We start from the raw sequence: 21,939 nt of genomic DNA on the forward strand, positions 1-21,939 counted from the left end.
AGTGCGTGTCGACATGTCGGGTGCCGAGCTCAGCGCGGGAGTGTGTGAACCTGTTACTCATGTCGATCATCGCAACCTCCGTGGTACTGCTCATCGCCGCTCTGCACGTCTACATCCTGGTCCTGGAGATGTTCCTGTGGACCGGCCCCAGGGCCCGGGCAGCCTTCGGGACCAGTGCCGAGTTCGCCTCCGGGACGAAGGCGCTCGCGGCCAACCAAGGGCTGTACAACGGCTTTCTCGCCGCCGGTCTGGTGTGGGGTGCGGTGGCATCCGATCCGGTGGGGTTCCAGGCGAAGGTGTTCTTCCTGGTGTGCGTGGCTGTGGCCGGCGCGTACGGTGCCGCCACGGCCAGCCGAAAGATCGTCTTCGTGCAGACCGTTCCCGCGCTGATCGGACTGGCACTGGTACTGGCCGCCCGCTGAGCGTCGCCCAGCAAGTTGAACGGGGCTGACTGAACTGTCCATGGTGGGCGGCATGATCGGGAGACGGACTCGTGCCCTGGATCGTGCCGCCCTGAGTTGGCGCAACGCTGGGAGGCGGCACGGGGGTCCGATCGGGCCTCGCGGCGCGGAGGCGAACGCCGCCGGACGGCAGCGCAGGGCGCAAGCCGAAGCTCGTCGCCGCGGGGGGGGAGTGATGGCGGCGCGACAACGCACCCCAGAGCGGGCCGCGACCGCTCCCCACGCTGAACCCGTGGAACGGGGAGCCTGCAGAAGCGGGTCGGTGGATGTACCTCGAACAGGACGGAGACGCAGCCGAGACCTCCGCCTTCGAGGCGAGATACCACACAGCTCCGCAGCGCCTGCGGGCACTTGCCTGGCAGGGCCCTGAGGCGCTTGCCCGAGGTGGCGGTCCTCGCGTTTCTCGCTATCTGGGTCAACGGACTCGTCGCCCTCTTCGATTGACTCAGGTCGCCGGGGCTCTTGGGGGCGCCACTCGAAGCTTGGTCAGGCCGGCCTGAGTTGCGGTGAATGGGACACCCATGCCGGTCCCGGGCGTGCCTCGGTGAGGGGTGCGGCCGGGACCGGCGAATGGGGGCTTGCTAGCCGGGAAGTGTCGGTATCGGTAGATGGTGCGGCGTTCCGGGCATGGGCCGTACTCACCCATTGCCAGATACGGCTCGACCAACTTCCGGCTGATCATCGGTGAGTTGGCTGTGCGTCACAGCCCACGTTCCTGCCGGCCCCGACTCCCCGCTGCCGCGGCAGCGTTCCCGTTCACTGGCGGAGCCCGTCCTCGTCGCTGTCGCGGGAACTGAAATCGGTCCAGTCCTGCGAGTCGGCCTCGGTGGCCTGCCCGAGGTGTTGAGGAACGGTCTGAGCAAGGGCCTCAGGGGGCTCGGCGGCGGTAGCCAGTGCGGCGCGAGAGCGGGCGGCGACTAAGTCATCCAAGGGATCGTTCATGATCCACTTATGACCGCTTTGCGAGGTGTCATGAGCAGAGTCTTGTGTCATTCAGTCGATCGGCGTAGGTCGTTGCCGCAGTTCCCTGACCGGCAGGTTTGTCGTATATCGGTGCGCGCCGACGGCGTCATCGTGACTCCCGAGACCCCTCCGCACGCGTACGTGGGTATGAACGCGAGCGCGGACGGCAGGACGGGCCGCTACCGGTGGACGAGCCTGTTGGCGCGGTGAACGGGGCGGCCGTCCGCGAGTGCGGTCCGGATGCGTACGAGCTCCACCACTCCGACAGCCGGTACCGGCACAGCACTGACGTGGTCGGCCCGGCGAAGACGCCGCCAAGCCGGCTCCCGCCGCTGCCACTTTTGATGACGCAAGCCAGGAGACGAACAGCTGTAGGAGTAGTAGACTCCGCTTGTCTTGTGAGCTCGCGGCCGAGTGTTCATGATTTGGTGCGCGATCTTCCGGGAACAGATCAACCTGTGACTGGACGTGCGCGAAATCCACGACTCGCCGCCTTGCTCACCGAGGCGGACTGGACCGCTGGTGATCTGGCCCGTGCCGTCAACTTCTTAGGCAGAGCACAGTCGTTGACCCTGAGATACGACCGCACCTCGGTGGCACACTGGATCGCAGGCTCCCGCCCACGCCCTCCCGTGCCGGAACTGGTCGCCGCGGCACTGAGCCGACGTACCGGCCGCCTGATCACCCCGGAGGCCACGGGACTTGCGGCGCCCTCGGAGCACGACGATTGGCTCATATCCCCCGAGATCGCCCAGAGTTCACCGACGCGGTACCTCGTCGACATCGCTCACGCGGACACCGACCCCTATCGGCGTGCCTTCCTCACGAGGTCTGCCTATACCCTGACCGCCGTCGTCCTTCACGACTGGTCACTCCCGCGCACCACCCCACCTACCCGAGGGCGGCGTGCGACAACTGCCGACGTGGAGATCATGCAGGAGATGGTGCACCTCGTCGCCGATCGAGCGGAGCACCGCGGCGGTGGTCACGGCCGATCGGCCCTGGCCGCCTACCTCGCAGACGACGTGAGCCGCGTACTGGCCCTGAGCGCCAGCGCCCCGGTACGCCGCGACCTGCTGGCCGCCTGCGCCGAACTTACCCATCTGCTGGCCCAGATAACCGACGACGCCGGGTATCCCGGCCTTGCCCAGCGCTACTTCCACACGGCACTCGGACTGGCCGGCGAAGCGGGCCATCGCACCTTGTACGCGATCACCCTGCGCGCCATGAGCGCACAGGCACTTCGGATGCACCAGTACAAATACGCGGCCGAACTCGCGGAGGGCGCGCTGCAGACCGTGGGCACAGACGCCGGCCACGCCGTCATGGCGTTCCTGCTCAGCCAGCGCGCGGTGGCTCGCTCGCACGGGGGCGAGCAACGCCTTGCCCTGAAGGATCTGACCGACGCCGAGACCCGCCACGGGCAGGCCACCAGCCCGTCCGGACCCTTCACCGCCTACCCCCGGGCAGGTCTCGACTACCAGCGAGCCCAGGCGCTGATGCGTATGGGACGGCGCGCCGATGCTGTCGTGGCCTTCCAGGACTGTCTACGACACCGGTCGCCGGCGCACCGCAGAAGCCAGGCCCTGACCCAGGCGCGGCTGGCCGAACTGCTCCTGGACGGTGGCCATGTGGAACAGGCGTGTGTGCACTGGAACCTCTTCCTCGACCACTATCCACACATCAGGTCGAATCACATGGACGAAGCCTTCATCAGACTGCGAAGCGCCCTTCGTCCGCACAGGCGACAGCGTCGCGTCGTCTCTTTGTGGGATCGGGCGGCGGAGCTGCGTGGCCCGCACATCACCTCTTGACTACGACTCGGCAGCCGGCAGTTGCCCGGGCGCAGGCCAGGGGAAGTCCTCGTCGGCGAGCGGCGCTCTGGCCCGTATGCCGGTCGAGAGCTGTGGAGCGCTCTGGGTCGCGGACGCTCCCGTTCCGGCCTCCAGCAGCAGCGCGGGCCGGTCTGCGCAGGCGGCCGCGATCACACGGGGGACGTGTGCCGTCCTGGTGATCACCTGAGCGAGTGTGTGATGAATGTCCTCGTCCTGGCGATAGGCTCGGCCATGTGCGGCCGAGAAGACGGCAAGGCCCGGCGGTCGCGCTGGGTACGCGCGCACCGCGGACTCGAATTCCGCAGCGGCGGCTGCCAGTTCGGGATGATGGGCGTAGTAGGGCAGTTTGATCCTGCCGGACGCCAGTCCCCGGTGTTTCGCGAGCTGCTGGACCGCCATGAGTGCGGCGGAGGTGCCGGCGACCACGCATTGATCAGGGCCGTTCACACAGCCGAGCGCCACTCGCTCGTCGCCGAGTTCGGCCAGGAACCGTATGGCGTCCTTCTCGCCGACGCCGAGCCACACCATTCCGCTGGTGTTCCGTGGCAGGGCACGAGCGAGCGCCACCGCGATTCTGGCCCCGTCAGCCACGGTGAAGGCCCCCGCGGCGGCCAACGCCGGGATCTCACCGAAGCTCACCCCGGCAAGTCTGTCCGGGGGCAAACCTGCCTGGCACAACGCGACATGCACGGTGACGCAGGCTGCATAGAGTGCAACCTGCGCCGTACCGGGCGGAGCCGAAGCAGGCACGTTCTGCTGGGCGGGTGCCCACAGCAACGGCTCCAGTGCGGGTATGCCGAGGTCTGCCACGGCGGCGTCCACCTCGGGGAACACCCTGCGCGCTGCGGCGTTCACCACAGGACGAGCCTGCACCGCCTTCCGCAGCGCATCGAGGGAGAAGTCCCCCTGACCAGGGAAGACGTGCATCACCGTGGGCTTGTTCGCGGGAGCGTCACTTCTCATGTCCGCCTCTTGGGGTGCAACTCGCTCATCAACACGAGGGTGCGTGCATGGAGCTGCCCGGTCAGGGCTCGGAGCGGGTCGCACCGAGCTCTTGGACGTAGTCGTCGGCCAGGAGCAGCGCGTGGGAGGACGAGCTGTCCACGGCGAATGCTGCGACGAGGTCATCGGTGTACGGCACAAGGGAGCTGACGAGTTCATCGAGTGTCGGGGCGATCTCCTGTACCTGCTTGACGCTCATCAGGCCCTCGCACAGATACCATGTGGCATTCCTCGACAGCTGCTCAAGCGCCTGCACGGCGCACAGCCGGCCGGCGACATCGGCGCCCTCACCCGCCGGCAGCGCATCGACCGCAGCGAACATATGCTCAAGGACGAGGCTTTCCCCGTACGCTTCACCCAGCTCGCGGACCTGGGTCAGCCGGGGGTTCCAGGCCTCGAAGCCCGCACGCTCCTCAGGGGCGAGGCGCGCCATGGCGTCACTGATGCGGCCGGCGAGACGGGAAACCCTCTGCTGATGCAGTTCACGCCACAGGGACGCATCGTGAAGGCTCATGCCCTGAGTGTCGAGACCGGGATCGGGAGCCGGAAGATCGGCGGCCTGGGCCACGAGCGTGCGCGCGGTGTCCAGGATGGTGAGGAGATTGTCACCGCCGGCCACACTCAGCATGTGCCCCAGGCTCTGGTAGCTGAGAAAGCGGCTGGAGGCCATCGTCCCGAGGACTCCCGAGCGCAGTCGGCACTCGCGCGTGATGCGTTCGGCGGATCTGGCGGCAATCACCTTGCCCATGGCCATGTCCCGGTGGACGGAAGCCCACGGCGCCCAGGTCATGGTGTCCGTTCCTACTGTGGGGCGTTCACCTCGCCGCCAGGCCTTGATGAGATCGATCCGCGCGGAGCGGAAGGTGTTCGCCAGGCACGAAATGGCCGTGGCTTCGGCGAGACAGCTGAAGAGGGGGCGCTGCTGAGTCGAGTAGTCGAGAACCGGAAGAGCAGGCCCGATGCGAGCGGCGGTACGGCGCTGGGTGGAGAAACGCAGGGCCGATGCGACAGCGACACGGCTGACAGCCGCCAGCGCCCCGGCCCCGCCGGCCCACACGTTCTGACCCGTCGACAGGGACCGTGCCAGCCGCGCGTCCTGACTCTCCAGCGGATCGATGAACTCGCCGTTCGCACCGATCGACGCGTTGTCGCTCAGCCAGTTGGCCCGGGGAAGCCAGACATGGTCGAACTCGATGAGGGAGCATCGCTGGGGTACGACGTCGGTGGTCACCGTCGTCATACGGATGCCGGGACGCGGACCTGACTCATCCGCGAGCTCGACCATGAAGGGGAAGGACCCCCGGTCCTGTCCGTCGACGATCACCCGCGCGAAAACCACGCCGATCCTGGACACGGCATCCTCGCAGCTGCCCCCCCATGAACTTCTGAGCAGCCATGTCGGGCGTGTTGAGTATGAACCCGTCGGTGCCCTTGTCGTAGACGGCTTCGGTACGTCCCGCGAGGTGACTGTTTCCGTGCCCGATCTCGGTGATCAGGAAAGACCCTATGGTCTGGCCGCTCGCGATTTTGTTCTTGAAGTGCTGCAACCAGTCAGAATCGCTCCCTGAGTCCTCCAGGAACGAAAGGCACAGCCCGAAATGAGTCAGCATGGCGACGCAGAGCGAAGGGTCCACGACGGCTGCGGCAGCGGTGTAGGCGAGCATCCGCTCCGGATCCAGGACAAGGTTGGGGACTGAGGCCCCTTCGCAGATGTGCCGAAGCCGCTGCACAATCAGACTGCTCCGCTCGGCATCGTTGAGATTGCTGCGCGGCCGAAAAATGTCGTGACTGAACAGACGCGTCGTCTCTTCCCGCACGGAATCGCTGACTCCGCTGTGCAGGAGCGAGCCAAACACCTCGCGCACGGAAGTGGATCCTGCCATGTTGTCCCCTCGAACGTGAAGTGCCGGCATTGCGTCTCGTCGTGCAATCGGGTGGCTGGCGATCAGAGCGATATCTGGCGTTGGCGTGGTGCGCTCGTCCCCTCAGACCGTTCTCGGACCTTGTCGGACAGCGCATGCGTCGACGTAGGCCGCAACCTGATGAACGGTCTGCTCGGGTTCGGCTTCGTCCTCGTCGACCGGGATGTGCCATTCCTGATCCACATGAACGAACAGCTCCACCACGGCCAGCGAGTCGAGACCGAGGTCGTGGAGAGTGGCTTCCGGGCCGATCGCCTGAGCAGGTACGTCGAACTTCGCCGTCAGCAGCTGCGCCAGGCGGTCGTACGTGTCGGACATGGTGATCCTTCTTCGGTGGCTCGTGGACGCGGCAGCGCTGGGACAGGGGCGACCGGCGCCCGGCCGCGTCCCCGTCTTCCAGTGCATCCCCAGGAAGCACCATGGACGCACGTGAAGGGAATGACCAACGCCTCGCGAGGGCGTGAACGCGTTGAACGTGCGCCACAAGCGTTCTACGCGTTCACGCGCCCGGATGGTCAGGCATCTGGCCTCTGTGTGAGTGGGTTCCGTTGAATGAAGTACCTGCACCCTCATCCGCTACCGAACACTCACCGAATGAGAGCCGTCTTACCGATAGGCCTCGGCCAGTCGCCGGGCATTCACACGGAGCGGATGATCTCTTTCTTTCACGAGTGGCAAAGGAGCGACATCCAGCATGCCGATCACACATGACCCACGCGTGGCCGCTGCCGAACTGGACCGAGATGCTTCGCTGATGGCAGGTGCGCGATGAGCCCCGTACTGCGGCCACGGCCGTCCGGAGGCTCACGGATCCTGGGCGTGGGCAGCCGGCAACCGGACCGTGTCGTCACCAATGCCGAACTCTGCGCCCGTCTGGACACCAGCGACGAGTGGATCCGGCAGCGTGTCGGCATCAGCGAGCGACGCTTCGCCGACAGCGACGAGTCGCTCATCGACATGGCCGTACAAGCCGGCAAGAACGCGCTGGCCGACGCAGGGGTCTCACCCGAGTCGGTGGACACCGTGATCGTGCCGAACTGCTCGATGCAAGCGCAGATTCCCAATGCGGCCGCCAGAGTCGCCCATCGGATCGGCATACCCGACGCCGGTGCATTCGATCTCAATGCGGGCTGCAGCGGATTCTGCTACGGACTCGCGGTCGCCTCCGACCTGGTCCGTGCCGCGTCGGCCCGCTACGTGCTGGTGATCGGGGCGGAGAAGCTCACCGACTTCGTGGACCCGCGGGACCGCACAACCGCGGTCATCTTCGCCGACGGAGCCGGGGCTGCGCTGGTCGGGGCGAGCGGAACGACGGAGATCGGCCCCGTGGTGTGGGGCAGCGCGGGGGAGCAGGCGGAGAGGCTGCGTCTGAACGAGAACCGGTACATCCAGCAGGCCGGGAACACGATCTTCCGCTGGGCGATCACGCGGATGCCGGCCGCGGCGGTCCAGGCACTCGACGCCGTAGGGCTCACGCCCGCCGACATGGATGTCCTGCTGCCGCACCAGGCCAATCTGAGGATCATCAAGGCCACGGAGGAAGCGCTGCGGACGCAGGGCATGCGAGACGATGTGATCGTCGCTGACGACATCAAGTACTCCGGCAACACGTCAGCGGCATCGATCCCCATCGCGTTCGACCACCTGCGCAAGGAATCACGGGTGAAATCAGGCGACATCGTCGTTGCGGTCGCCGCCGGCGCCGGCCTTACCTATGCCGGACAGGTGTTCGTCTGCCCGTGAGAGTGCCGTAGTCCATCGGACCGGCGCTGCATGGCCCGGGCCACCGGAGAAGCCGCAGGACCGGCGAGGTCCTGCGGCACTGGTGTTTCGTCTGGCCCGGGAGAAGGGCGCCGTCTTCCGCGACGACCGCCGTTGAGCCGGCGGGCCGATTCGCGGCCCTTCCCCCGGACCGGGGGTACCGGTGGAGCCGGCGGTCAGGCCGCGGCGAAAGGCGACGGGGGCAGGGAGCGACCCGCCAGGCCCGCGTCCGGAACGGCCAGCCCGCCGTCGACGACGAGCGCGTGGCCGGTCACGTACGACGAGGCCGGTGAGGCGAGGAAGAGCGCGGCGCCGACCACCTCGTCCACGGTGGCCCACCGGCCGAGCGGTACATGGCTCGCCAGCCAGTCGGACAGCGGCCCGGTCTCGGTGGCGAACGCGGTCATGTCCGTACGTGTCCAGCCGGGGCACAAGGCGTTGACGCGGATGCCCTGTTGGGCCCAGCCGACCGCGAGGCTGCGGGAGAGGGAGACCTGCGCGGCCTTGCTGGCGCCGTACGACTCCATCATGGGGAAGCCGATGAGCGCGGCCGAGGAGGACATCAGGACGAGGCTGGCCCGGTCCGAGTCGGCCAGATACGGGTGGGCTGCCCGGCAGAGGGCGGCCGTCGCGTTGAGGTTGACCGAGATGACGGCGTCCCAGACATCCTGGGGCTGGTCCTGCAGCGGAGCCACCACGGGCGCGCCGTTCTCATCAGCCGGGGTGACGCCCGCGTTGTGCACCACGACGTCGAGGCCGCCCAGAGCCGAGGCCGCCCGGTCGACGAGGTCGGCCGCGACACCCTGCTCGGCGAGGTCCCCGGCGATGGCAACGGCCTTCCTGTTGCGGCCTTCCACCGCCTGCACAGTGTCGTCGAGGGCAGCTGTCGTGCGGGCGGTCACGGCGACATCGCAGCCCACGTCGGCGAGGGCTTCGGCGACGGCCTTGCCGATGCCCCGAGAGGCGCCCGTCACCAGGGCGCGGGCGCCCTCCAGACGGAACAGATCCATAGCACTCATCGAAGAACCCTTCTGATAGCGGGAGAGGGGACGGAGAGGTGGCTTCAGGGCGGGTGCGGTGCACACTCACGCACGATGCGACTTCTGGGCCGCGGTGGGCAGGGCGTCGGGGCGCAGGGCAGGACTCTGGTCCGCGTGAAGCACCCTGAGCAGGCAGTCGATGACCCCGGCGTCGAAGTCCGGGCGGCCGATATCGCGCGCACGGTTCAGGTCGGATACCTGCGTCATATGGACGGTGGTGACCAGGGAGGCCAGTTGCACAAACGGGGAGTTCATGAGGATCCCTCAGGGTGAGGTGGACGGCGTACCGGTCTGGTCGGGCGCTGAGTGGTCGCCGTCGTCGGATGCCTGGTGATGCACGGGGGCGCCGGTCCAGGTGAGCAGAGAGCCGGCCCAGGCCAGCCCGGCGCCGTACGCAGTGATCAGTACGCGTGAACCAGGAGCGAGTCGACCTCGGTCGGCGGCAGCGGCCAGGGCGTACGGCGCGCTGGCCGCGCCGATGTTGCCGACCGTGTCACCGACGATGACCAGTCGGTCGGACGGAATACCTGCTTTCTCGGCCAGTCTGGTGAGAAGAACCGGGTTGGGCTGGTGGTTGGCATAGATGTCGATGTCTTTCACGCCGAGGCCGTGACGGTCCAGACATGCGGAGACGACGCGCGGAAATGCCGAATCGACGAAGGAGGTGATCTGCGGTCCGCGCATCTGGACGGTGTGGCCGCTGTCTGCCAGGGTGGCGGCGCTGGCCGGGTGACGGCTGCCCCCCGAGGGGATCAGGACCAGGTCGGCACCGCTGCCGTCCGTTCCGAGGTGGAAGTCCTGGAAGCCGCCGCTGGCGGCCACCGGCCCGAGCACCGACGCGGCGGCGCCGTCGCCGAACAACACGGCGGTGCTGCGATCGTCGGGGTTGAGAAAACGCGAGAACACATCGACTCCCACGACTGCCGCATAGCGAGCATTTGTGTCCTGGAGCAGCCAGTCCCGTGCCACGCGGGCACCGAAGACCCACCCGGCGCAGGCAGCGGTCACGTCCAGGGCGACCGCGCGGTGGGCTCCGATGAGCGCCTGGACACGACAGGCCGTGGAGGGGCCCAACTCGTCAGGGGTCCCGGTGCCCACAATGATCAGGTCGAGCTGCTCGGCGTCGAGACCGGCCGCCGCCAACGCTCGCGTGACGGCTGCGGCGGCCAGGTCGGAAGCGGCTTCGTGAGCGGCCGCGATATGTCTACGGAGGACGCCGGTGCGCCGGGCGATCCACTGGGCGCTGATACCTGGGGCCATGGCCGCCACCTCCTCGTTGCTCCGGCGGTGGGCAGGGAGGTATGTCCCCATGCCGAGTACGCCGATCGACTCAGCGGTGGGCGCAGCTGTCATCTCGGTCTCCAGGATCGAAGAGGCGGCCACCGGGCACGGCCGGGGATGCGCGTAGGGGAGTTGCCCTTAGGGAAGGCCTATCCGCGCACGGGACGAGAGAGCGGACGAGTATGTCGACTGTAGGTGGCCCACCCACCTGAGCCTCCAGAAGGTGGCGTGGCTGGTTACCAGTAGGCATGATCGGCATGCCGGGACGCGACCCACCCCGTACGCCGATGCGTGAACGCGTTGAACCGGAGAGCAGGGTCGCCGGTCACCGACGAACCACAAGGAGCTGCCCGCTTCACCTTTCGTGTGCGGCAGATGCGGCCACGGAAATGAGGTTCTTCAAGGCCGGTACCGCTCGGGTTTCGTCCCAGATGAGGCTGAGTCCCAGGCGTACGGGTGGTCCTGCCAGCGGCGCGTAGCGGACCTGGGCGAGTTGCAGCTGACTCGCGGAGGCAGGGACAAGTGACACACCCAGGCCGGCCGCGACCATGCCGATCATGGTGTGGATGTGTTCGCCTTCGTAGGCGACACGTGGTGAGAAACCCGCGTCGCCGCAGGCCCGTGCGACGGTGTACCAGAAGCCGCTGCCGTGCTCGGGGGGAAACAGGACGAACGGTTCCTGCGCCAGTTCCGCCAGGGCCACAGGGCCTCCACGGCGGTGCAGCGGATGATCGTGGGGGAGGGCGACGAGCAGCTCCTCCTCGTGGATGTCCAGGCTGCTGAGGCCGCCCAGGGGGAGCGGGGGACGGGTGAAACCGAGGTCGATGATGTCGTCCTGAAGGGCCCGTATCTGGTCGTTGGATTCCATCTCCCGGGCGGAGAAGTGCACTTCGGGGAGTTGCTCGCGGAAACTGCGCAACGCGCGCGGCAGCACTCCGTACAGAGCGGAGCCGACGAAACCGATGCGGACGGTGCCCGCGGTGCCGGAGCGGATCAGTTCAGCGATGTCCTCGGTGCGGTCGGCCTGCGCGAGGGCGCGGCGCGCCTCTTCCAGCAGGAGCCGGCCGGCTCGGGTCAGCGTGACCGAGCGTCGTGTGCGTTCGAAGAGAGCGAAGCCGAGTTGCCGTTCGAGACGCTGGATCTGCTGGCTGAGCGGCGGCTGGGACATGTGCAGGCGTGTGGCGGCCCGTCCGAAGTGCAACTCCTCGGCAACAGTCACGAAATAACGCAGCTGTCTGATCTCCATACCCTGTTCATATCGCATGCGACTCACAGAGCCAACAGTTAGATATTGGACGTATCACACAGCGGACGCCACGGTAGGAGGGTCACCGGCGGTCATGATCTCTGCGGCTGCCGCCATGCCTTCTTCCAGGACGACTCATGCGCACTCAGATCATCGACGCCATCCGAAAACGGCTGCAGGACAGGGGCCTGGATGCCTACGTCGCCTACACCCCCTCGAACGTCTTCTATGTGACCGGTTTCCAGAGCTACTTCCTGATGGAGTGGTGGCGGATGCTGGGGACGGTCGTCGCCGTCGTCCCGGCCGACCCCGCGCAGCCCCCTGCCCTGGTGATCAGCGACTTCGAGGCCGACCAGGCCCGGCAGGTGTCCGGCTTCGAGGACGTCCGCCCCTTCCGCGTCTGGGTGGAACTGCGGGACGCGGCCGATCTCACCGGCGCCTCCGCGCCGACGGTGCAGCATGCCAGGCCGGCTCAGTACGACACGGCCGAGCAGGACGAGGTGCTGCGCTCGGTGCTCGCCGACCGGAGCCTTCTCAACGGCACCATCGGCACCGATCTGCGCTATGTCCTGCACGACACCATCAGCCGCGTCGCCGCCTTCGCCCCGGAGCTGACGTGGACCGACATGACCGACGACCTCTATGAACTGCGCAGTGTGAAGTTCGACTTCGAGATCGACCGGCTGCGGCGGGCCACCGAGCTGTCCGAGGCAGGTATGACACATGCGGTCACGGACCTGCGCCCGGGGCTCACCGCCCTCGACCTGCGCCACCGCTACCAACAGGGCGTACTCACCGCGGCCATGGCCGCTCCCCGCTACGCCGGGTACTCGGACCAGTGGATCCTGCCCGCGGTCGGCTCGTCCACCAAGATCGGGGTCGACTCGGAGACGGACAGCGGCCTCGCCGACGGCGACCTCATCAAATTCGACTGCGGCGTCACCGTCGACGGCTACCGCGGGGACGGCGGCCGCACCTACGCCTACCGCACCATCCGGCCCGCCGCGCGCCGCCTGTACGACGTCCTCCTCGAAGCACACGAGAAGGCCCGCGCGGCCATCCGCCCCGGTACGCCGGTCCGCGAGGTGTTCCGCGCGGCCGAGCAGCACATCCGCGCCGGCGGCTACCCTGCCTTCACCCGCGGTCACTACGGCCACTCGGTCGGTATCGACACCTTCCACGAAGAGCCGCCCTACATCAGCGCGGCCGAGAACCGGCTGCTGCGGCCGGGAATGGTGCTGGCGGTCGAGACCCCCGCCTACTCCTCCGACACCGGAGCCATCATGATCGAGGATCTCGTGCTGGTGACCGCGGACGGCCACGAGGTGCTGCACCGACTGCCGCACGAGCTGACGGTGGTGAACTGACCATGGAGAACACGCCCAGCGGCAGCACGGCCCTCGCTCTCGAACAGGCCCACACCGCCCGCAACTACGCACCGCTTCCGGTCGTCATCAGCCAGGCGGACGGAGCCTGGGTGACCGACACCACCGGGGTCCGCTACTTCGACTGCCTGGCCGGCTACTCGGCCCTCAACTTCGGCCACCGCCACCCCCGGCTCGTGCAGGCCGCCGTCGACCAGCTCAGCCGCGTCACCCTGACCAGCAGGGCCTTCCACCACGATCAACTCGGCGCGTTCTGCGCCGAACTCGCCGACCTCACCGGCACGGAAGCCGTCCTGCCGATGAACACAGGCGCCGAAGCGGTGGAGAGCGCCCTGAAGATCGCCCGGAAATGGGGCTACGAGATCAAGGGAGTGCCCGAGAACCAGGCCACCATCGTCGTGGCCGACGGCAACTTCCACGGCCGTACCACCAGCATCATCTCCTTCTCCGGCGACAAGGACGCCACCGCCGGCTTCGGCCCCTACACACCCGGTTTCCGCTCCGTGCCCTTCGGAGACACCGACGCGCTGGCCGACGCGATCGACGCCACCACCGTCGCCGTACTCATCGAACCGATCCAGGGCGAGGCCGGTGTCGTCATACCGCCGGACGGCTACCTGCGCGCGGTCCGGCACCTGTGCACCGACCGCAACGTCCTGTTCGTGGCCGACGAGATCCAGAGCGGACTCGCCCGCACCGGACGCACCTTCGCCTGCGACCACGAAGACGTCCGCCCCGACCTCATGCTCCTGGGCAAGGCACTCGGCGGAGGCATCCTCCCCGTCTCCGCGGTCGTCGGCGGATGGGACGTCCTGGGCGTACTCCGACCCGGCCAGCACGGCAGCACCTTCGGCGGCAACCCGCTCGCCGCGGCCGTCGGCCGCGCCGTGATCGCCCTGCTGCGCGACGGCAGCCTCCAACAGCGCGCCCAGCGACTGGGAGAGGACATGGCCGGCCGACTCGACCAGCTGATCGGCCACGGCGTCACCGCCGTACGCAGCCGCGGCCTGTGGGCAGGTGTCGACATCGACCCCGCCGTGGCCACCGGGCGGCAGATCTGCGAACGGCTGATGCGGCGCGGAGTCCTCGCGAAGGAGACCCATGGCGCCACCATCCGCCTCGCTCCACCCATCATCGCCGAGACCACAGACCTGACCTGGGCGATCGAGCAACTGGCAGCCGTACTCGACGAAAGGACAGGCCAGTGAGACCAGCGCCCGTCGCCACACCCGTGCCAACCGCCGCCGGCTCCGGCACCAGACTCCGTAAAGCCATCATCGGAAGTTTCGTCGGCACATCCATCGAGTGGTACGACTTCTTCCTCTACGGCTCGGCCGCCGCACTGATCTTCAACAAGGTCTTCTTTCCCGACGTCGACCCGCTCACCGGCACCCTGCTGTCCTTCGCCACCTACGCCGTGGCCTTCATCGCGCGTCCCCTGGGCGGCATCCTCTTCGGCTACCTCGGCGACCGGCACGGCCGCAAGTCCACACTCATGGCCACCCTGATGCTTATGGGCCTGTCGACCTTCCTCATGGGGCTGCTGCCCGGATACGGCACCCTCGGCATCGCCGCCCCCCTCCTGCTCGTCGTCCTCCGCTTCTGCCAGGGCCTCGGCCTGGGCGGCGAATGGGGCGGCGCCGTCGCCATCGTCGCCGAACACGGCGAAGCCAGCGGTGGCGCCGCCCGCCGCGGCTACTACGCCAGTTGGCCCCAGATCGGCATGCCCATGGGCAACCTGCTCGCCGTCGGAGCCCTCGCCCTCGCCAACGCGGTCCTCTCCGAGGATGCCTTCAACGCCTGGGGATGGCGCATCCCGTTCCTGCTGAGCGCGTTGCTGATCGGCGTGGGCTTCTGGATCCGCAAGACCGTCGAGGAATCCCCCCTGTTCAAGGAGATCGCCGAGCAACCCGCCTCGCATCACCCCCTGCGTGAGGTGTTCCGCACCCAACGCAAGCCGCTGCTGGTCACCATCGGCATGCGGATCGCCTCGGACGTCTCCTACTACACGTTCGCCCTCTTCTCCATCACCTACGTCACCCAGCAGCTGGAACTGGAACGGTCCCTCGTGCTGAACGGTGTGATCGTGGCCTCAGTGTTCCAACTCGTCGCCATCCCGGCCTTCGCCGTCCTGTCCGACCGTGTCGGACGACGCCCCGTCTACCTCGCGGGCGCGGCCGCCGTCGGACTCTGGGGTTTCGCCTTCTTCCCGCTCCTCGACACCGGATCGGCCGGAGCGGCGATCCTCGCGATCACCGTCGGTCTGGTGGGCCAGGCGGCCATGTTCGGCCCCATGGGCGCCTACATCACCGAGCTCTTCCCCACCAACGTCCGCTACAGCGGCTCCTCCATCGGCTACCAGCTCGCCGGCATCGCCGGAGGCAGCGTCGCCCCGCTCATCGGCGTCGCCCTGCTGAGCAGCTTCGGCACCGGGCAGGCCGTAGCCGGCTACAGCGCCCTGGCCTCTCTCATCACCATCGCGGCCGTCTGCTGGTCGAAAGAGACCAGCAAAGAACTCCTCTGACACTCCGCGCGAGCGCTCGGTTCAAGCGCCGTTGCCCGAGCGGCCCTGCCCCGGCAGCACACACCCAGAGCTGCCGGGGCGATCGAGCGCCGGGCAGGCCTTGCACCTGCATCTCCCCGCAGGAAGCGGGACGTCTTTCCTTGGACCACCGACGCAGCACCAGCCGCCCTCGGTCACGGCGACCAGCCCAAGATCGACTATACCCGTCCCGGCACGCCGACGATCACACCTACCGACCAAGCCGCGGCAGGATGGCGGATTTCTCATGTGGCGATCGTCAGGCCGGCGATATTCCACGTGCCGGGCCGGTCCGCAACGCGGTAGAAGCTCACATGTGACTGTTTTCTACTGCGCCAAGTGCGGGACGGCGCTTACCGGGGACCTGGTGGTTCTGTCTTCTGTCCCCGACGTCGGCGACCCGGACGACGGCCGGGACAAGAAGACCGGGCGGGCCCGATCCACCGTCCCGCGCGGGCACTACGCCATCGACCCCGACCCGTGGGGCGCGCCTTTCGCCCTGGCCGCCGCACCCCGCCGTCACCCCCACAACACGGGCCGCGAGCTGCTGCGGCTCGACACCTGGGCCACTGTCTCCGCGGGCCAGCGCGACAGCGTCGTTGTCCACCCCGACGACATCCTGCCTCGCCTCACCCACTTCACCTGCGGGGACAACTGGAGCGGGTGCTGCGGCCCCACCGGTGCGCACGGCCCTAACCTGGCGTGCTCCTGCGGCTCGCGTCTCGCTACCTGGGCCGCCGATTGCCTGGGTCCCAATGAACTCCACCTGGACCCTGTTCGCGTCTACGCCTGGCACTAGGCCGGAGCCGTCGAAGCCTGGGATTTTCGTGCTATCCCGTGTTTTCGAGGGGCGGCTTGGTTGGTTTATTGGGTGGATCGCCTGCGATATCATATTTAGTTGTGGCGAATGCTGGTCGATACAGGGCCATTCCTGCCGGCGTCGGTCGTCGTCGGGAAGTGGCGTTGCCATGATCTGGGAAATGCTGGTCCTGGGCTTCGTGCTCAGTCTCGACAATTTCCGCGTGTCGATCGCGCTCGGCACCGTCCCATTCGGTCTGAAGCGTGCGGTGCAGGTCGCGCTGACCTTCGGGCTGTGGGACGCGATCATGCCGCTGGTGGGGCTGTTGATCGGGCGCCAGATCGGGGAGTCCCTCGGGGGCGTCGCCGATGTGGTGGGCGCGGCCGCGCTCGGCGGGTACGGCCTCTATCTCGTCATCTCGGCCCTGCGGAACCCCGAGCCGGACGAGTTGGACCACCCGTGGGCGCTGTTCGGTATCCCGTTGACACTGAGCCTGGACAACCTGTTCGCCGGGGCGAGCCTGGGGATCATCGGGCTCTCGCCCTGGTTCTCGGCCGCCGTCTTCGGCGTCATCACGGCGGTGATGTCGCTGGTCGGGCTCCGGCTCGGGCGGGTTGCGGCGCGCCTCGTCCGGATCCGCTCGGACCTGCTGAGCGGGGTCACCCTCATCATCGCCGCTGTGGCGCTGCCGTTGTGGTTCGGCGGCTAGCCGGCTCCGCTCCACCCGGGACCCCGGCCGGCCGGCGAACCCCGTGCGGGCGTGGGACCAGCGGAAGTTCGTCGGCCCGCGAGTCCGCGTTGGCGGCCTCGACCGCCCGGGCGACCAGGGCATGGTCGGGCGACAGATGACAGACCGGGTCGGTACGGGCCGCGTCGCCGGTGAGCAGGAACGCCTGGCAGCGGCAGCCGCCGAAGTCCAGCTCCCGCCGGGGGCAGCTCCGGCAGGGCTCCGGCATCCAGTCGGTCCCGCGGAACGCGGTCATCACCGGGGACTCGGCCCAGATCCGCGCCAACGGATCCTCCCGCACGCTGGCCCGCGGCAACGGCAGGGAATGGGCGGCCGGGCAGGGCAGGACGTCGCCGTTCGGTGTCACGGTCAGCTGCCGGGAGGCCCAGCCGCTCATACAGGGCTTCGGGAAGCGGCTGTAGTAGTCGGGGAGGACGTAGATGATGTCCATGCGGTCCCGCAACCGCTCGCGCGCCGCCCGTACGACGACCTCGGCCGCTTCGAGCTGGGCCCGGCTCGGCAGCAGCGCGTCACGGTTTCGCCAGGCCCAGCCGTAGTACTGGGTGTTGGCCAGTTCCACCCGGTCGGCGCCCACCCTCTCGGCCAGGGCCAGCACGTCGGCGACGCGGTCGATGTTGAGCCGGTGCAGCACCACATTCACGGTGAGCGGCCAGCCCAGCTCCTTGACCAGGCCCATCGCCTCGATCTTGCGCTGGAAGGACGGAGTCCCGGCGATCCGGTCGGACCTGGTCGGCTCGTCGGCCTGGATGCTGATCTGTACGTGGTCCAGACCGGCCGCCCGCAGCTGCTCGGCCCTCGGACGGGAGAGCCCGAGGGCGCTGGTGATCAGGTTGGTGTAGAGGCCCAGATCGTGGGCGTCCGCCACGATCTCCACCAGGTCGCGGCGCAGCAGCGGTTCCCCGCCGGACAGATGGCACTGCAGCACCCCCAGGTCGACGGCCTCGGCCAGCACTCGCCGCCACTCGTCGGTGGTCAGCTCGTCCCGGTAGTCGGCCAGGTTCAGCGGGTTGGAGCAGTACGCGCAGGCCAGTGGGCAGCGGTAGGTGAGCTCGGCCAGCAGACCGAACGGGCTATCCATCGCCGACCTCCAGCCAGCGTCGGGCGACGAGCCGGGTCAGGAACTGCCGTACCTCGTCGTCGGGGACGCTCTGGTAGCGGGTGCCCAGCTCGGTCACGATCTCGGCCACGGTGTGCCGGCCGTCGCACAGTTCGAGGATGTCCGCGCCGGTGCCGTTCAGCACCACCACCGTCTCGGGGTGCAGCAGGACCTGACACTGCCGGGTCCGGGAGAAGGTCAGCCTGACATGGCGCGCCAGCCGGGGCCGGTCCGCGTCGGACACCGTGACACCGGGTCGGGTCGTGGCGCTGGTCTGGGTCGCTCCGGTAGGGGTCAGGTCCATGGCGGTCACTCCGGGTAGGCATGGTCGATGGCGTCCAACTGGCTCCACAGGACGTCGCACTTGAACGACAGCGCGTCGACGGCGCGCGCCTGGGACTCGGCGGTGAGGCAGTGCGCGGTGACCACCTCGAGGGCGTGCTCGCAGTCGCGGGGTGCCTGCTCCAGACGGGCGCGGAAGTAGGCGAGGCCCGTGGGGTCGAGCCACGGGTACCACCGCTCGAACGCGGCCAGCCGCGCCGCCATCAGGTCGGGCGCGAACAGCTCAGTGAGCGAGGACGCCACCGCCTCCACCCACGGCCGGGTCCGCGTGAAGTTCACATAGGCGTCGACGGCGAACCGCACTCCGGGTACCAGGTGCCGGTGGTCCAGGATCTCCTCGCGGGTCAGCCCGGCGGCCTCGCCGAGACGCAGCCACGCCTCGATGCCGCCCTCGCCGGCGGCGGTGCCGTCGTGGTCGAGGATCCGTCGTATCCAGCGGCGGCGGACCTCGACGTCGGGGCAGTTGGAGAGGATCGCGGCGTCCTTGCGGGGGATGTTCTCCTGGTAGTAGAAGCGATTGGCCACCCAGCCCCGGATCTGCCCGGGGCTCAGCCAGCCTGCGTTCATCCGGACATGGAACGGGTGCTGGTCGTGGTATCGCCGTGAGTGGGCCCGCAACGTCTCGACGAAGGCGTCGGCGCCGGTGCTCGTGGTGGGCGCTGTCACGGCCCTACACCTGGACCTCGAGGCCGTCCATGGCTACCTCCATGCCCCTCTCCTCCACCGTACGCCGCTCGGGAGTGTGCTCCAGGAGGACCGGGTTGGTGTTGTTCAGGTGTACGAAGATCGTCCGCTCCACGCCCAGCGACGGGAGCTGCGCCAGGCTGCCGTCAGGGCCGTCGATGGGCAGGTGGCCCATCTCCCGGGACGTCTTGCCGGCCAGACCGAGCCGTACGAGCTCGTCGTCGCGCCAGCAGGTCCCGTCGATCAGCAGGCATGTGCAGCCCTCGATCTCCGCGCGCAGGGCCGCCGTCAGCGCTTGCACCGCCGGCAGGTACACGAGTGTCCCGCCGCTGCGCTCGTCGGTCAGCCGGTAGCCCACGACGCGGCCGTGGTCCGCCCCGGGGCCGAACCGAGCGCGCTTGGTGGTGGGCACGTCGAACGCCCGGCAGGACAGCCCGTCCGCCAGGGCGAGGCGGGCGCCGGGGGTCACTGTCCGCCAATCGACGGGGCAGTAGCGTTCGAGTGTGCGCAGAATCCCCGAGCCGGCGCTCAGGGTCTCGTGCACCGCCGGCGTGGCGTACAGCAGCAGGGCGCGGGCCTCGCGCAACAGAAGCAGGCCCAGCGTGTGGTCCAGCTCGGCGTCGGTGAGCAGCACCGCCTCCAGCGGCGTCGTCCGGTCACCGTGCGGGTGCAGACCGGGGAAGGCCTCGATCTGGGCGCGGATGTCGGGCGAGGCGTTGATGAGGAACCACCGGCGGCGGTCGGCGCTGACAGCGATCGACGACTGGGTGCGCGCGAGCCCGGCCCGGGAGCGGACCGCCGTGCACACCGGGCAGCCGCAGTTCCACTGCGGGGAGCCGCCCCCCGCCGCCGAGCCCAGCACTCGCAGGATCACACCGACACTCCGTTGGTCGAAGATCCGGGTCCGTCGCCGGCCCGGCCGTCTGTGGCCGCCCCGAACGGCCGGAGGGCGCCGGACCAGGTCCGGCGCCGTCCCACCTCGGCTAGTCCGCCAGCCGAGCGACGTACATGGTCACCTCGGCCGCGACTCCGATCTCCTCGAATTCGGGCGTCTCCCACACAGCGAGCTGCGACTCCATGGGTCCACCTCCTCTCTGCCCCGAACTGCGGCAGGTTCCGGTCACGCGCTACGACGATTCCGGGAGGGCGAAGACGATCAGGGCGCTTCCGTGCCCCGCGCCGAGCATGCCGGGGAGGAACCCCTCGGCCCACCCGCCCCAACCGACCGGCACAGCGATGTACTGCCTGCCGTCGACCATGTAGGTGGTCGGGCTGCTGTGGTGGCCGCTTCCGCACTGGAACTGCCACAGCAGCTCCCCGGTGCGGGCGTCGAACGCGTTGAACTCTCCGGAGGGTTCACCGGCGAACACCAGGTCACCGCCGGTGGCCAGCACCGAGGCACACATCGGGAGTTCGTTGCGCCAGCGCCACTTCTCCTCGCCGGTGGTGTCGAACGCGCTGATGGACCCGGCCATGTCCTCGATGTCCACCTGAACGCCCGCGCCCCAGTACGGAATGCTCTCCTTGAACTCCCGGCGCCACCGGGTGGCCGTGGCCCCGGTGTCCTGGACCGGGACGTAGAACAGACCGGTCCTGGGGCTGTAGGCCGCATGTGTCCATTCCTTGGCGCCGGCCGGACCCGGGAAGAAGTGGACCGGTTCGCCCTCCTTGTCCGGGTACACCTTGGCCGTCACCTGGCCGTCCCTGGTGATCGCGCCCCACGTGATGCGGTCCACGAAGGGAGTGATCCTGACCCGCTCGCCGTTCGTGCGGTCGAGGACGAAGAAGTAGCCGTTCTTGTCGAAGTGCCCGAGCAGTTTGCGCCCGTCCTCCTCGAACAGGATGCACTCGGCGATGCTGTCGTAGTCCCACACGTCGTGCGGGGTGCACTGGTAGTGCCAGCGGATCTGACCGCTGTCCACGTCCACGGCGATGATGCTGTCGGTGAAGAGGTTGTCGCCCTCGCGGACGCCCCCGTCGAAGTCGGGCGCCGGGTTGCCGGTGCCGACGTATAGCAGGTTCGTCTCCGGGTCGAAGGTGCCGGTGACCCAGCAGTTCGCCCCGCCCCGTGCCCAGGCCTCGCCCTCGGCGGGCCAGGTCTCCGAGCCGGGCTCCCCGGGCTTCGGCACCGTGTAGCAGCGCCACTGGTGCTCGCCGGTGGTGAGGTCGAACGCGTCGAGGTGGCCGCGTACGCCGAACTCGCCGCCGGAGCTTCCGACGATGACCATGTTCTTCACGACCAGCGGGGCGAGGGTGGCGCTCTCCCCGGCCCGGACGTCTCCATAGGTCTTGTCCCAGACCCGCTTGCCGGTGGTGGCGTCGAGTGCGAGCAGCCGGGCATTGGCCGTGACGAAGAAGACCTTCCCCTGAGCCACGGCGACCCCACGGTTCACGTTCCCGCAGCACAAGGACACGTCGAAGGGGACCGCGTGCTTGTACCGCCAGATCTCCACGCCCGTCTTCGCGTCGAGGGCCCACGCCCAGCCGTCCCAGCCGGACAGGAACATGACCCCGTCGACGACGATCGGGGCGGCCTCGAACGAGTAGGTCGACGCGCCCGCGATCAGGCCGGTCGTGCCGGCCTGGAAGACCCAGGCGGGGACGACGCGCTTCACGTTCTCCGTGTTGATCTGGTCCAGCGGGCTGTACCGCTGCCCGTCGTAGGCGCCGTAGTAGGTGAGCCAGTTCTGAGGTTCCTCGCGGGCATTGAGTATGCGCTCGTAGTCGACACCGGCCACTACCGGCGGCGCGACATCCCCGCCCGCGACCTTGCCGCTCAGGGCTCCCTGGTCGACAGCCACACCCGCGTCCACGTAGTCGACGGTCATGTTC

23 protein-coding genes and 1 pseudogene are annotated in these 21,939 nt (G+C 68.5%); 9 read left to right on the forward strand and 15 right to left on the reverse strand.

All coding sequences use genetic code 11. From position 1 onward, the window contains the following. The first annotated feature begins 59 nt into the window (after positions 1-59). Together CTZ28_RS34680 and CTZ28_RS48870 are read left to right on the forward strand one after the other, a co-directional pair. Positions 60-422, forward strand: coding sequence for a DUF1304 domain-containing protein (locus CTZ28_RS34680; RefSeq protein ID WP_121893705.1), 363 nt, complete (start codon positions 60-62; stop codon positions 420-422). Between the two features lie 278 nt (positions 423-700). Further along, positions 701-841, forward strand: a pseudogene (locus CTZ28_RS48870) (DUF6584 family protein); the annotation flags it as partial. Positions 842-1,217: 376 nt separating this feature from the next. On the opposite strand, the gene CTZ28_RS34690 reads toward CTZ28_RS48870, so the two are convergent. Next, positions 1,218-1,403, reverse strand: a complete 186-nt coding sequence (locus CTZ28_RS34690) for a hypothetical protein (RefSeq protein ID WP_121893706.1) — start codon at positions 1,401-1,403, stop codon at positions 1,218-1,220. A 944-nt stretch (positions 1,404-2,347) separates the two neighbouring features. On the opposite strand from CTZ28_RS34690, the gene CTZ28_RS34695 reads away from it, so the two are divergent. Beyond that, positions 2,348-3,238, forward strand: coding sequence for a tetratricopeptide repeat protein (locus CTZ28_RS34695; protein WP_147481235.1), 891 nt, complete (start codon positions 2,348-2,350; stop codon positions 3,236-3,238). Here CTZ28_RS34695 and CTZ28_RS34700 read toward each other — a convergent pair whose 3' ends face one another. The 4 genes from CTZ28_RS34700 to CTZ28_RS34710 form a co-directional block, all read right to left on the reverse strand. Next, positions 3,239-4,387 (reverse strand): ACP S-malonyltransferase, encoded by a 1,149-nt coding sequence (locus CTZ28_RS34700; protein ID WP_310887640.1) that lies wholly within the window; start codon positions 4,385-4,387, stop codon positions 3,239-3,241. Further along, the gene (locus CTZ28_RS34705) at positions 4,284-5,615 is read right to left on the reverse strand and encodes an acyl-CoA dehydrogenase family protein (RefSeq protein ID WP_121893709.1); all 1,332 of its coding nucleotides are present in this window, start codon (positions 5,613-5,615) and stop codon (positions 4,284-4,286) included. Before CTZ28_RS34705 ends, CTZ28_RS34700 begins: the two co-directional genes overlap by 104 nt. Beyond that, positions 5,527-6,144 (reverse strand): hypothetical protein, encoded by a 618-nt coding sequence (locus CTZ28_RS46675; RefSeq protein WP_147481237.1) that lies wholly within the window; start codon positions 6,142-6,144, stop codon positions 5,527-5,529. Before CTZ28_RS46675 ends, CTZ28_RS34705 begins: the two co-directional genes overlap by 89 nt. A gap of 102 nt (positions 6,145-6,246) precedes the next feature. Then, the gene (locus CTZ28_RS34710; RefSeq protein WP_121893710.1) at positions 6,247-6,501 is read right to left on the reverse strand and encodes an acyl carrier protein; all 255 of its coding nucleotides are present in this window, start codon (positions 6,499-6,501) and stop codon (positions 6,247-6,249) included. A gap of 450 nt (positions 6,502-6,951) precedes the next feature. Between CTZ28_RS34710 and CTZ28_RS34715 the strand changes: the two genes are divergently transcribed. Continuing rightward, entirely contained in the window at positions 6,952-7,926 is a 975-nt protein-coding gene (locus CTZ28_RS34715) for a beta-ketoacyl-ACP synthase III (RefSeq protein WP_121893711.1), read from the forward strand. Positions 7,927-8,120: 194 nt separating this feature from the next. Here CTZ28_RS34715 and CTZ28_RS34720 read toward each other — a convergent pair whose 3' ends face one another. The 4 genes from CTZ28_RS34720 to CTZ28_RS34735 all read right to left on the reverse strand — a co-directional run bounded on the left by CTZ28_RS34720 (position 8,121) and on the right by CTZ28_RS34735 (position 11,511). After that, positions 8,121-8,963 carry an SDR family NAD(P)-dependent oxidoreductase gene (locus CTZ28_RS34720; RefSeq protein WP_121893712.1) on the reverse strand — a complete coding sequence of 281 codons (843 nt, stop codon included), beginning with the start codon at positions 8,961-8,963 and terminating at the stop codon, positions 8,121-8,123. A 66-nt stretch (positions 8,964-9,029) separates the two neighbouring features. Then, a complete protein-coding gene (locus CTZ28_RS34725) occupies positions 9,030-9,239 on the reverse strand; it encodes a hypothetical protein (RefSeq protein WP_121893713.1) in 210 nt (69 codons plus the stop codon). Between the two features lie 9 nt (positions 9,240-9,248). Further along, a complete protein-coding gene (locus CTZ28_RS34730) occupies positions 9,249-10,337 on the reverse strand; it encodes a 3-oxoacyl-ACP synthase III family protein (RefSeq protein ID WP_121893714.1) in 1,089 nt (362 codons plus the stop codon). Between the two features lie 283 nt (positions 10,338-10,620). Then, positions 10,621-11,511, reverse strand: a complete 891-nt coding sequence (locus tag CTZ28_RS34735) for a LysR substrate-binding domain-containing protein (RefSeq protein WP_183154737.1) — start codon at positions 11,509-11,511, stop codon at positions 10,621-10,623. Between the two features lie 137 nt (positions 11,512-11,648). On the opposite strand from CTZ28_RS34735, the gene CTZ28_RS34740 reads away from it, so the two are divergent. From CTZ28_RS34740 to CTZ28_RS34760, 5 genes are all read left to right on the forward strand, one after another. After that, entirely contained in the window at positions 11,649-12,878 is a 1,230-nt protein-coding gene (locus tag CTZ28_RS34740) for a M24 family metallopeptidase (protein WP_121893716.1), read from the forward strand. 2 nt (positions 12,879-12,880) lie between these two features. After that, a complete protein-coding gene (gene rocD / locus CTZ28_RS34745; RefSeq protein ID WP_121893717.1) occupies positions 12,881-14,104 on the forward strand; it encodes an ornithine--oxo-acid transaminase in 1,224 nt (407 codons plus the stop codon). Then, a complete protein-coding gene (locus CTZ28_RS34750) occupies positions 14,101-15,420 on the forward strand; it encodes an MFS transporter (RefSeq protein ID WP_259471941.1) in 1,320 nt (439 codons plus the stop codon). The genes rocD and CTZ28_RS34750 overlap by 4 nt, the downstream gene beginning before the upstream one ends. A gap of 385 nt (positions 15,421-15,805) precedes the next feature. After that, positions 15,806-16,237: a hypothetical protein gene (locus CTZ28_RS34755; RefSeq protein WP_259471942.1), complete on the forward strand. Its 432-nt coding sequence runs from the start codon at positions 15,806-15,808 to the stop codon at positions 16,235-16,237. Between the two features lie 169 nt (positions 16,238-16,406). Further along, positions 16,407-16,946 (forward strand): manganese efflux pump MntP, encoded by a 540-nt coding sequence (locus tag CTZ28_RS34760; RefSeq protein WP_121893720.1) that lies wholly within the window; start codon positions 16,407-16,409, stop codon positions 16,944-16,946. Here the strand turns inward: CTZ28_RS34760 and pqqE are convergent. From pqqE to CTZ28_RS34790, 6 genes are all read right to left on the reverse strand, one after another. After that, positions 16,906-18,063 (reverse strand): pyrroloquinoline quinone biosynthesis protein PqqE, encoded by a 1,158-nt coding sequence (gene pqqE / locus CTZ28_RS34765; RefSeq protein ID WP_121893721.1) that lies wholly within the window; start codon positions 18,061-18,063, stop codon positions 16,906-16,908. The two genes, CTZ28_RS34760 and pqqE, sit on opposite strands and share 41 nt — an antisense overlap. After that, positions 18,056-18,385: a pyrroloquinoline quinone biosynthesis peptide chaperone PqqD gene (gene pqqD, locus CTZ28_RS34770; RefSeq protein WP_121893722.1), complete on the reverse strand. Its 330-nt coding sequence runs from the start codon at positions 18,383-18,385 to the stop codon at positions 18,056-18,058. Before pqqD ends, pqqE begins: the two co-directional genes overlap by 8 nt. Before the next feature lie 5 nt (positions 18,386-18,390). Further along, positions 18,391-19,089 (reverse strand): pyrroloquinoline-quinone synthase PqqC, encoded by a 699-nt coding sequence (pqqC, locus tag CTZ28_RS34775; RefSeq protein ID WP_121893723.1) that lies wholly within the window; start codon positions 19,087-19,089, stop codon positions 18,391-18,393. A gap of 4 nt (positions 19,090-19,093) precedes the next feature. Then, entirely contained in the window at positions 19,094-19,981 is an 888-nt protein-coding gene (pqqB, locus tag CTZ28_RS34780) for a pyrroloquinoline quinone biosynthesis protein PqqB (protein ID WP_121893724.1), read from the reverse strand. A gap of 109 nt (positions 19,982-20,090) precedes the next feature. Beyond that, a complete protein-coding gene (gene pqqA, locus CTZ28_RS34785) occupies positions 20,091-20,186 on the reverse strand; it encodes a pyrroloquinoline quinone precursor peptide PqqA (RefSeq protein ID WP_121893725.1) in 96 nt (31 codons plus the stop codon). A 48-nt stretch (positions 20,187-20,234) separates the two neighbouring features. Beyond that, on the reverse strand, positions 20,235-21,935 hold the full coding sequence (locus tag CTZ28_RS34790) for a PQQ-dependent dehydrogenase, methanol/ethanol family (RefSeq protein ID WP_121893726.1): 1,701 nt from the start codon (positions 21,933-21,935) through the stop codon (positions 20,235-20,237). Positions 21,936-21,939 lie beyond the last annotated feature (4 nt).

Origin of the sequence: Streptomyces shenzhenensis (genome assembly GCF_003688995.1) — a bacterium.
Classification (GTDB): domain Bacteria; phylum Actinomycetota; class Actinomycetes; order Streptomycetales; family Streptomycetaceae; genus Streptomyces; species Streptomyces shenzhenensis_A.

Bases quoted from the DNA above. Each gene is read 5' to 3' on its own strand.
- CTZ28_RS34715 (WP_121893711.1), top strand. From the start codon at position 6,952: ATGAGCCCCGTACTGCGGCCACGGCCGTCCGGAGGCTCACGGATCCTG.
- CTZ28_RS34760 (WP_121893720.1), top strand. From the start codon at position 16,407: ATGATCTGGGAAATGCTGGTCCTGGGCTTCGTGCTCAGTCTCGACAAT.
- CTZ28_RS34790 (WP_121893726.1), bottom strand. From the start codon at position 21,935: ATGACCGTCGACTACGTGGACGCGGGTGTGGCTGTCGACCAGGGAGCC.
- pqqE (WP_121893721.1), bottom strand. From the start codon at position 18,063: ATGGATAGCCCGTTCGGTCTGCTGGCCGAGCTCACCTACCGCTGCCCA.
- CTZ28_RS46675 (WP_147481237.1), bottom strand. From the start codon at position 6,144: ATGGCAGGATCCACTTCCGTGCGCGAGGTGTTTGGCTCGCTCCTGCAC.
- CTZ28_RS34740 (WP_121893716.1), top strand. From the start codon at position 11,649: ATGCGCACTCAGATCATCGACGCCATCCGAAAACGGCTGCAGGACAGG.
- pqqA (WP_121893725.1), bottom strand. From the start codon at position 20,186: ATGGAGTCGCAGCTCGCTGTGTGGGAGACGCCCGAATTCGAGGAGATC.
- CTZ28_RS34730 (WP_121893714.1), bottom strand. From the start codon at position 10,337: ATGACAGCTGCGCCCACCGCTGAGTCGATCGGCGTACTCGGCATGGGG.
- CTZ28_RS34680 (WP_121893705.1), top strand. From the start codon at position 60: ATGTCGATCATCGCAACCTCCGTGGTACTGCTCATCGCCGCTCTGCAC.
- CTZ28_RS34735 (WP_183154737.1), bottom strand. From the start codon at position 11,511: ATGGAGATCAGACAGCTGCGTTATTTCGTGACTGTTGCCGAGGAGTTG.
- CTZ28_RS34720 (WP_121893712.1), bottom strand. From the start codon at position 8,963: ATGAGTGCTATGGATCTGTTCCGTCTGGAGGGCGCCCGCGCCCTGGTG.
- CTZ28_RS34700 (WP_310887640.1), bottom strand. From the start codon at position 4,387: ATGACCTCGTCGCAGCATTCGCCGTGGACAGCTCGTCCTCCCACGCGC.
- rocD (WP_121893717.1), top strand. From the start codon at position 12,881: ATGGAGAACACGCCCAGCGGCAGCACGGCCCTCGCTCTCGAACAGGCC.
- CTZ28_RS34710 (WP_121893710.1), bottom strand. From the start codon at position 6,501: ATGTCCGACACGTACGACCGCCTGGCGCAGCTGCTGACGGCGAAGTTC.
- CTZ28_RS34690 (WP_121893706.1), bottom strand. From the start codon at position 1,403: ATGAACGATCCCTTGGATGACTTAGTCGCCGCCCGCTCTCGCGCCGCA.
- CTZ28_RS34725 (WP_121893713.1), bottom strand. From the start codon at position 9,239: ATGAACTCCCCGTTTGTGCAACTGGCCTCCCTGGTCACCACCGTCCAT.
- pqqD (WP_121893722.1), bottom strand. From the start codon at position 18,385: ATGGACCTGACCCCTACCGGAGCGACCCAGACCAGCGCCACGACCCGA.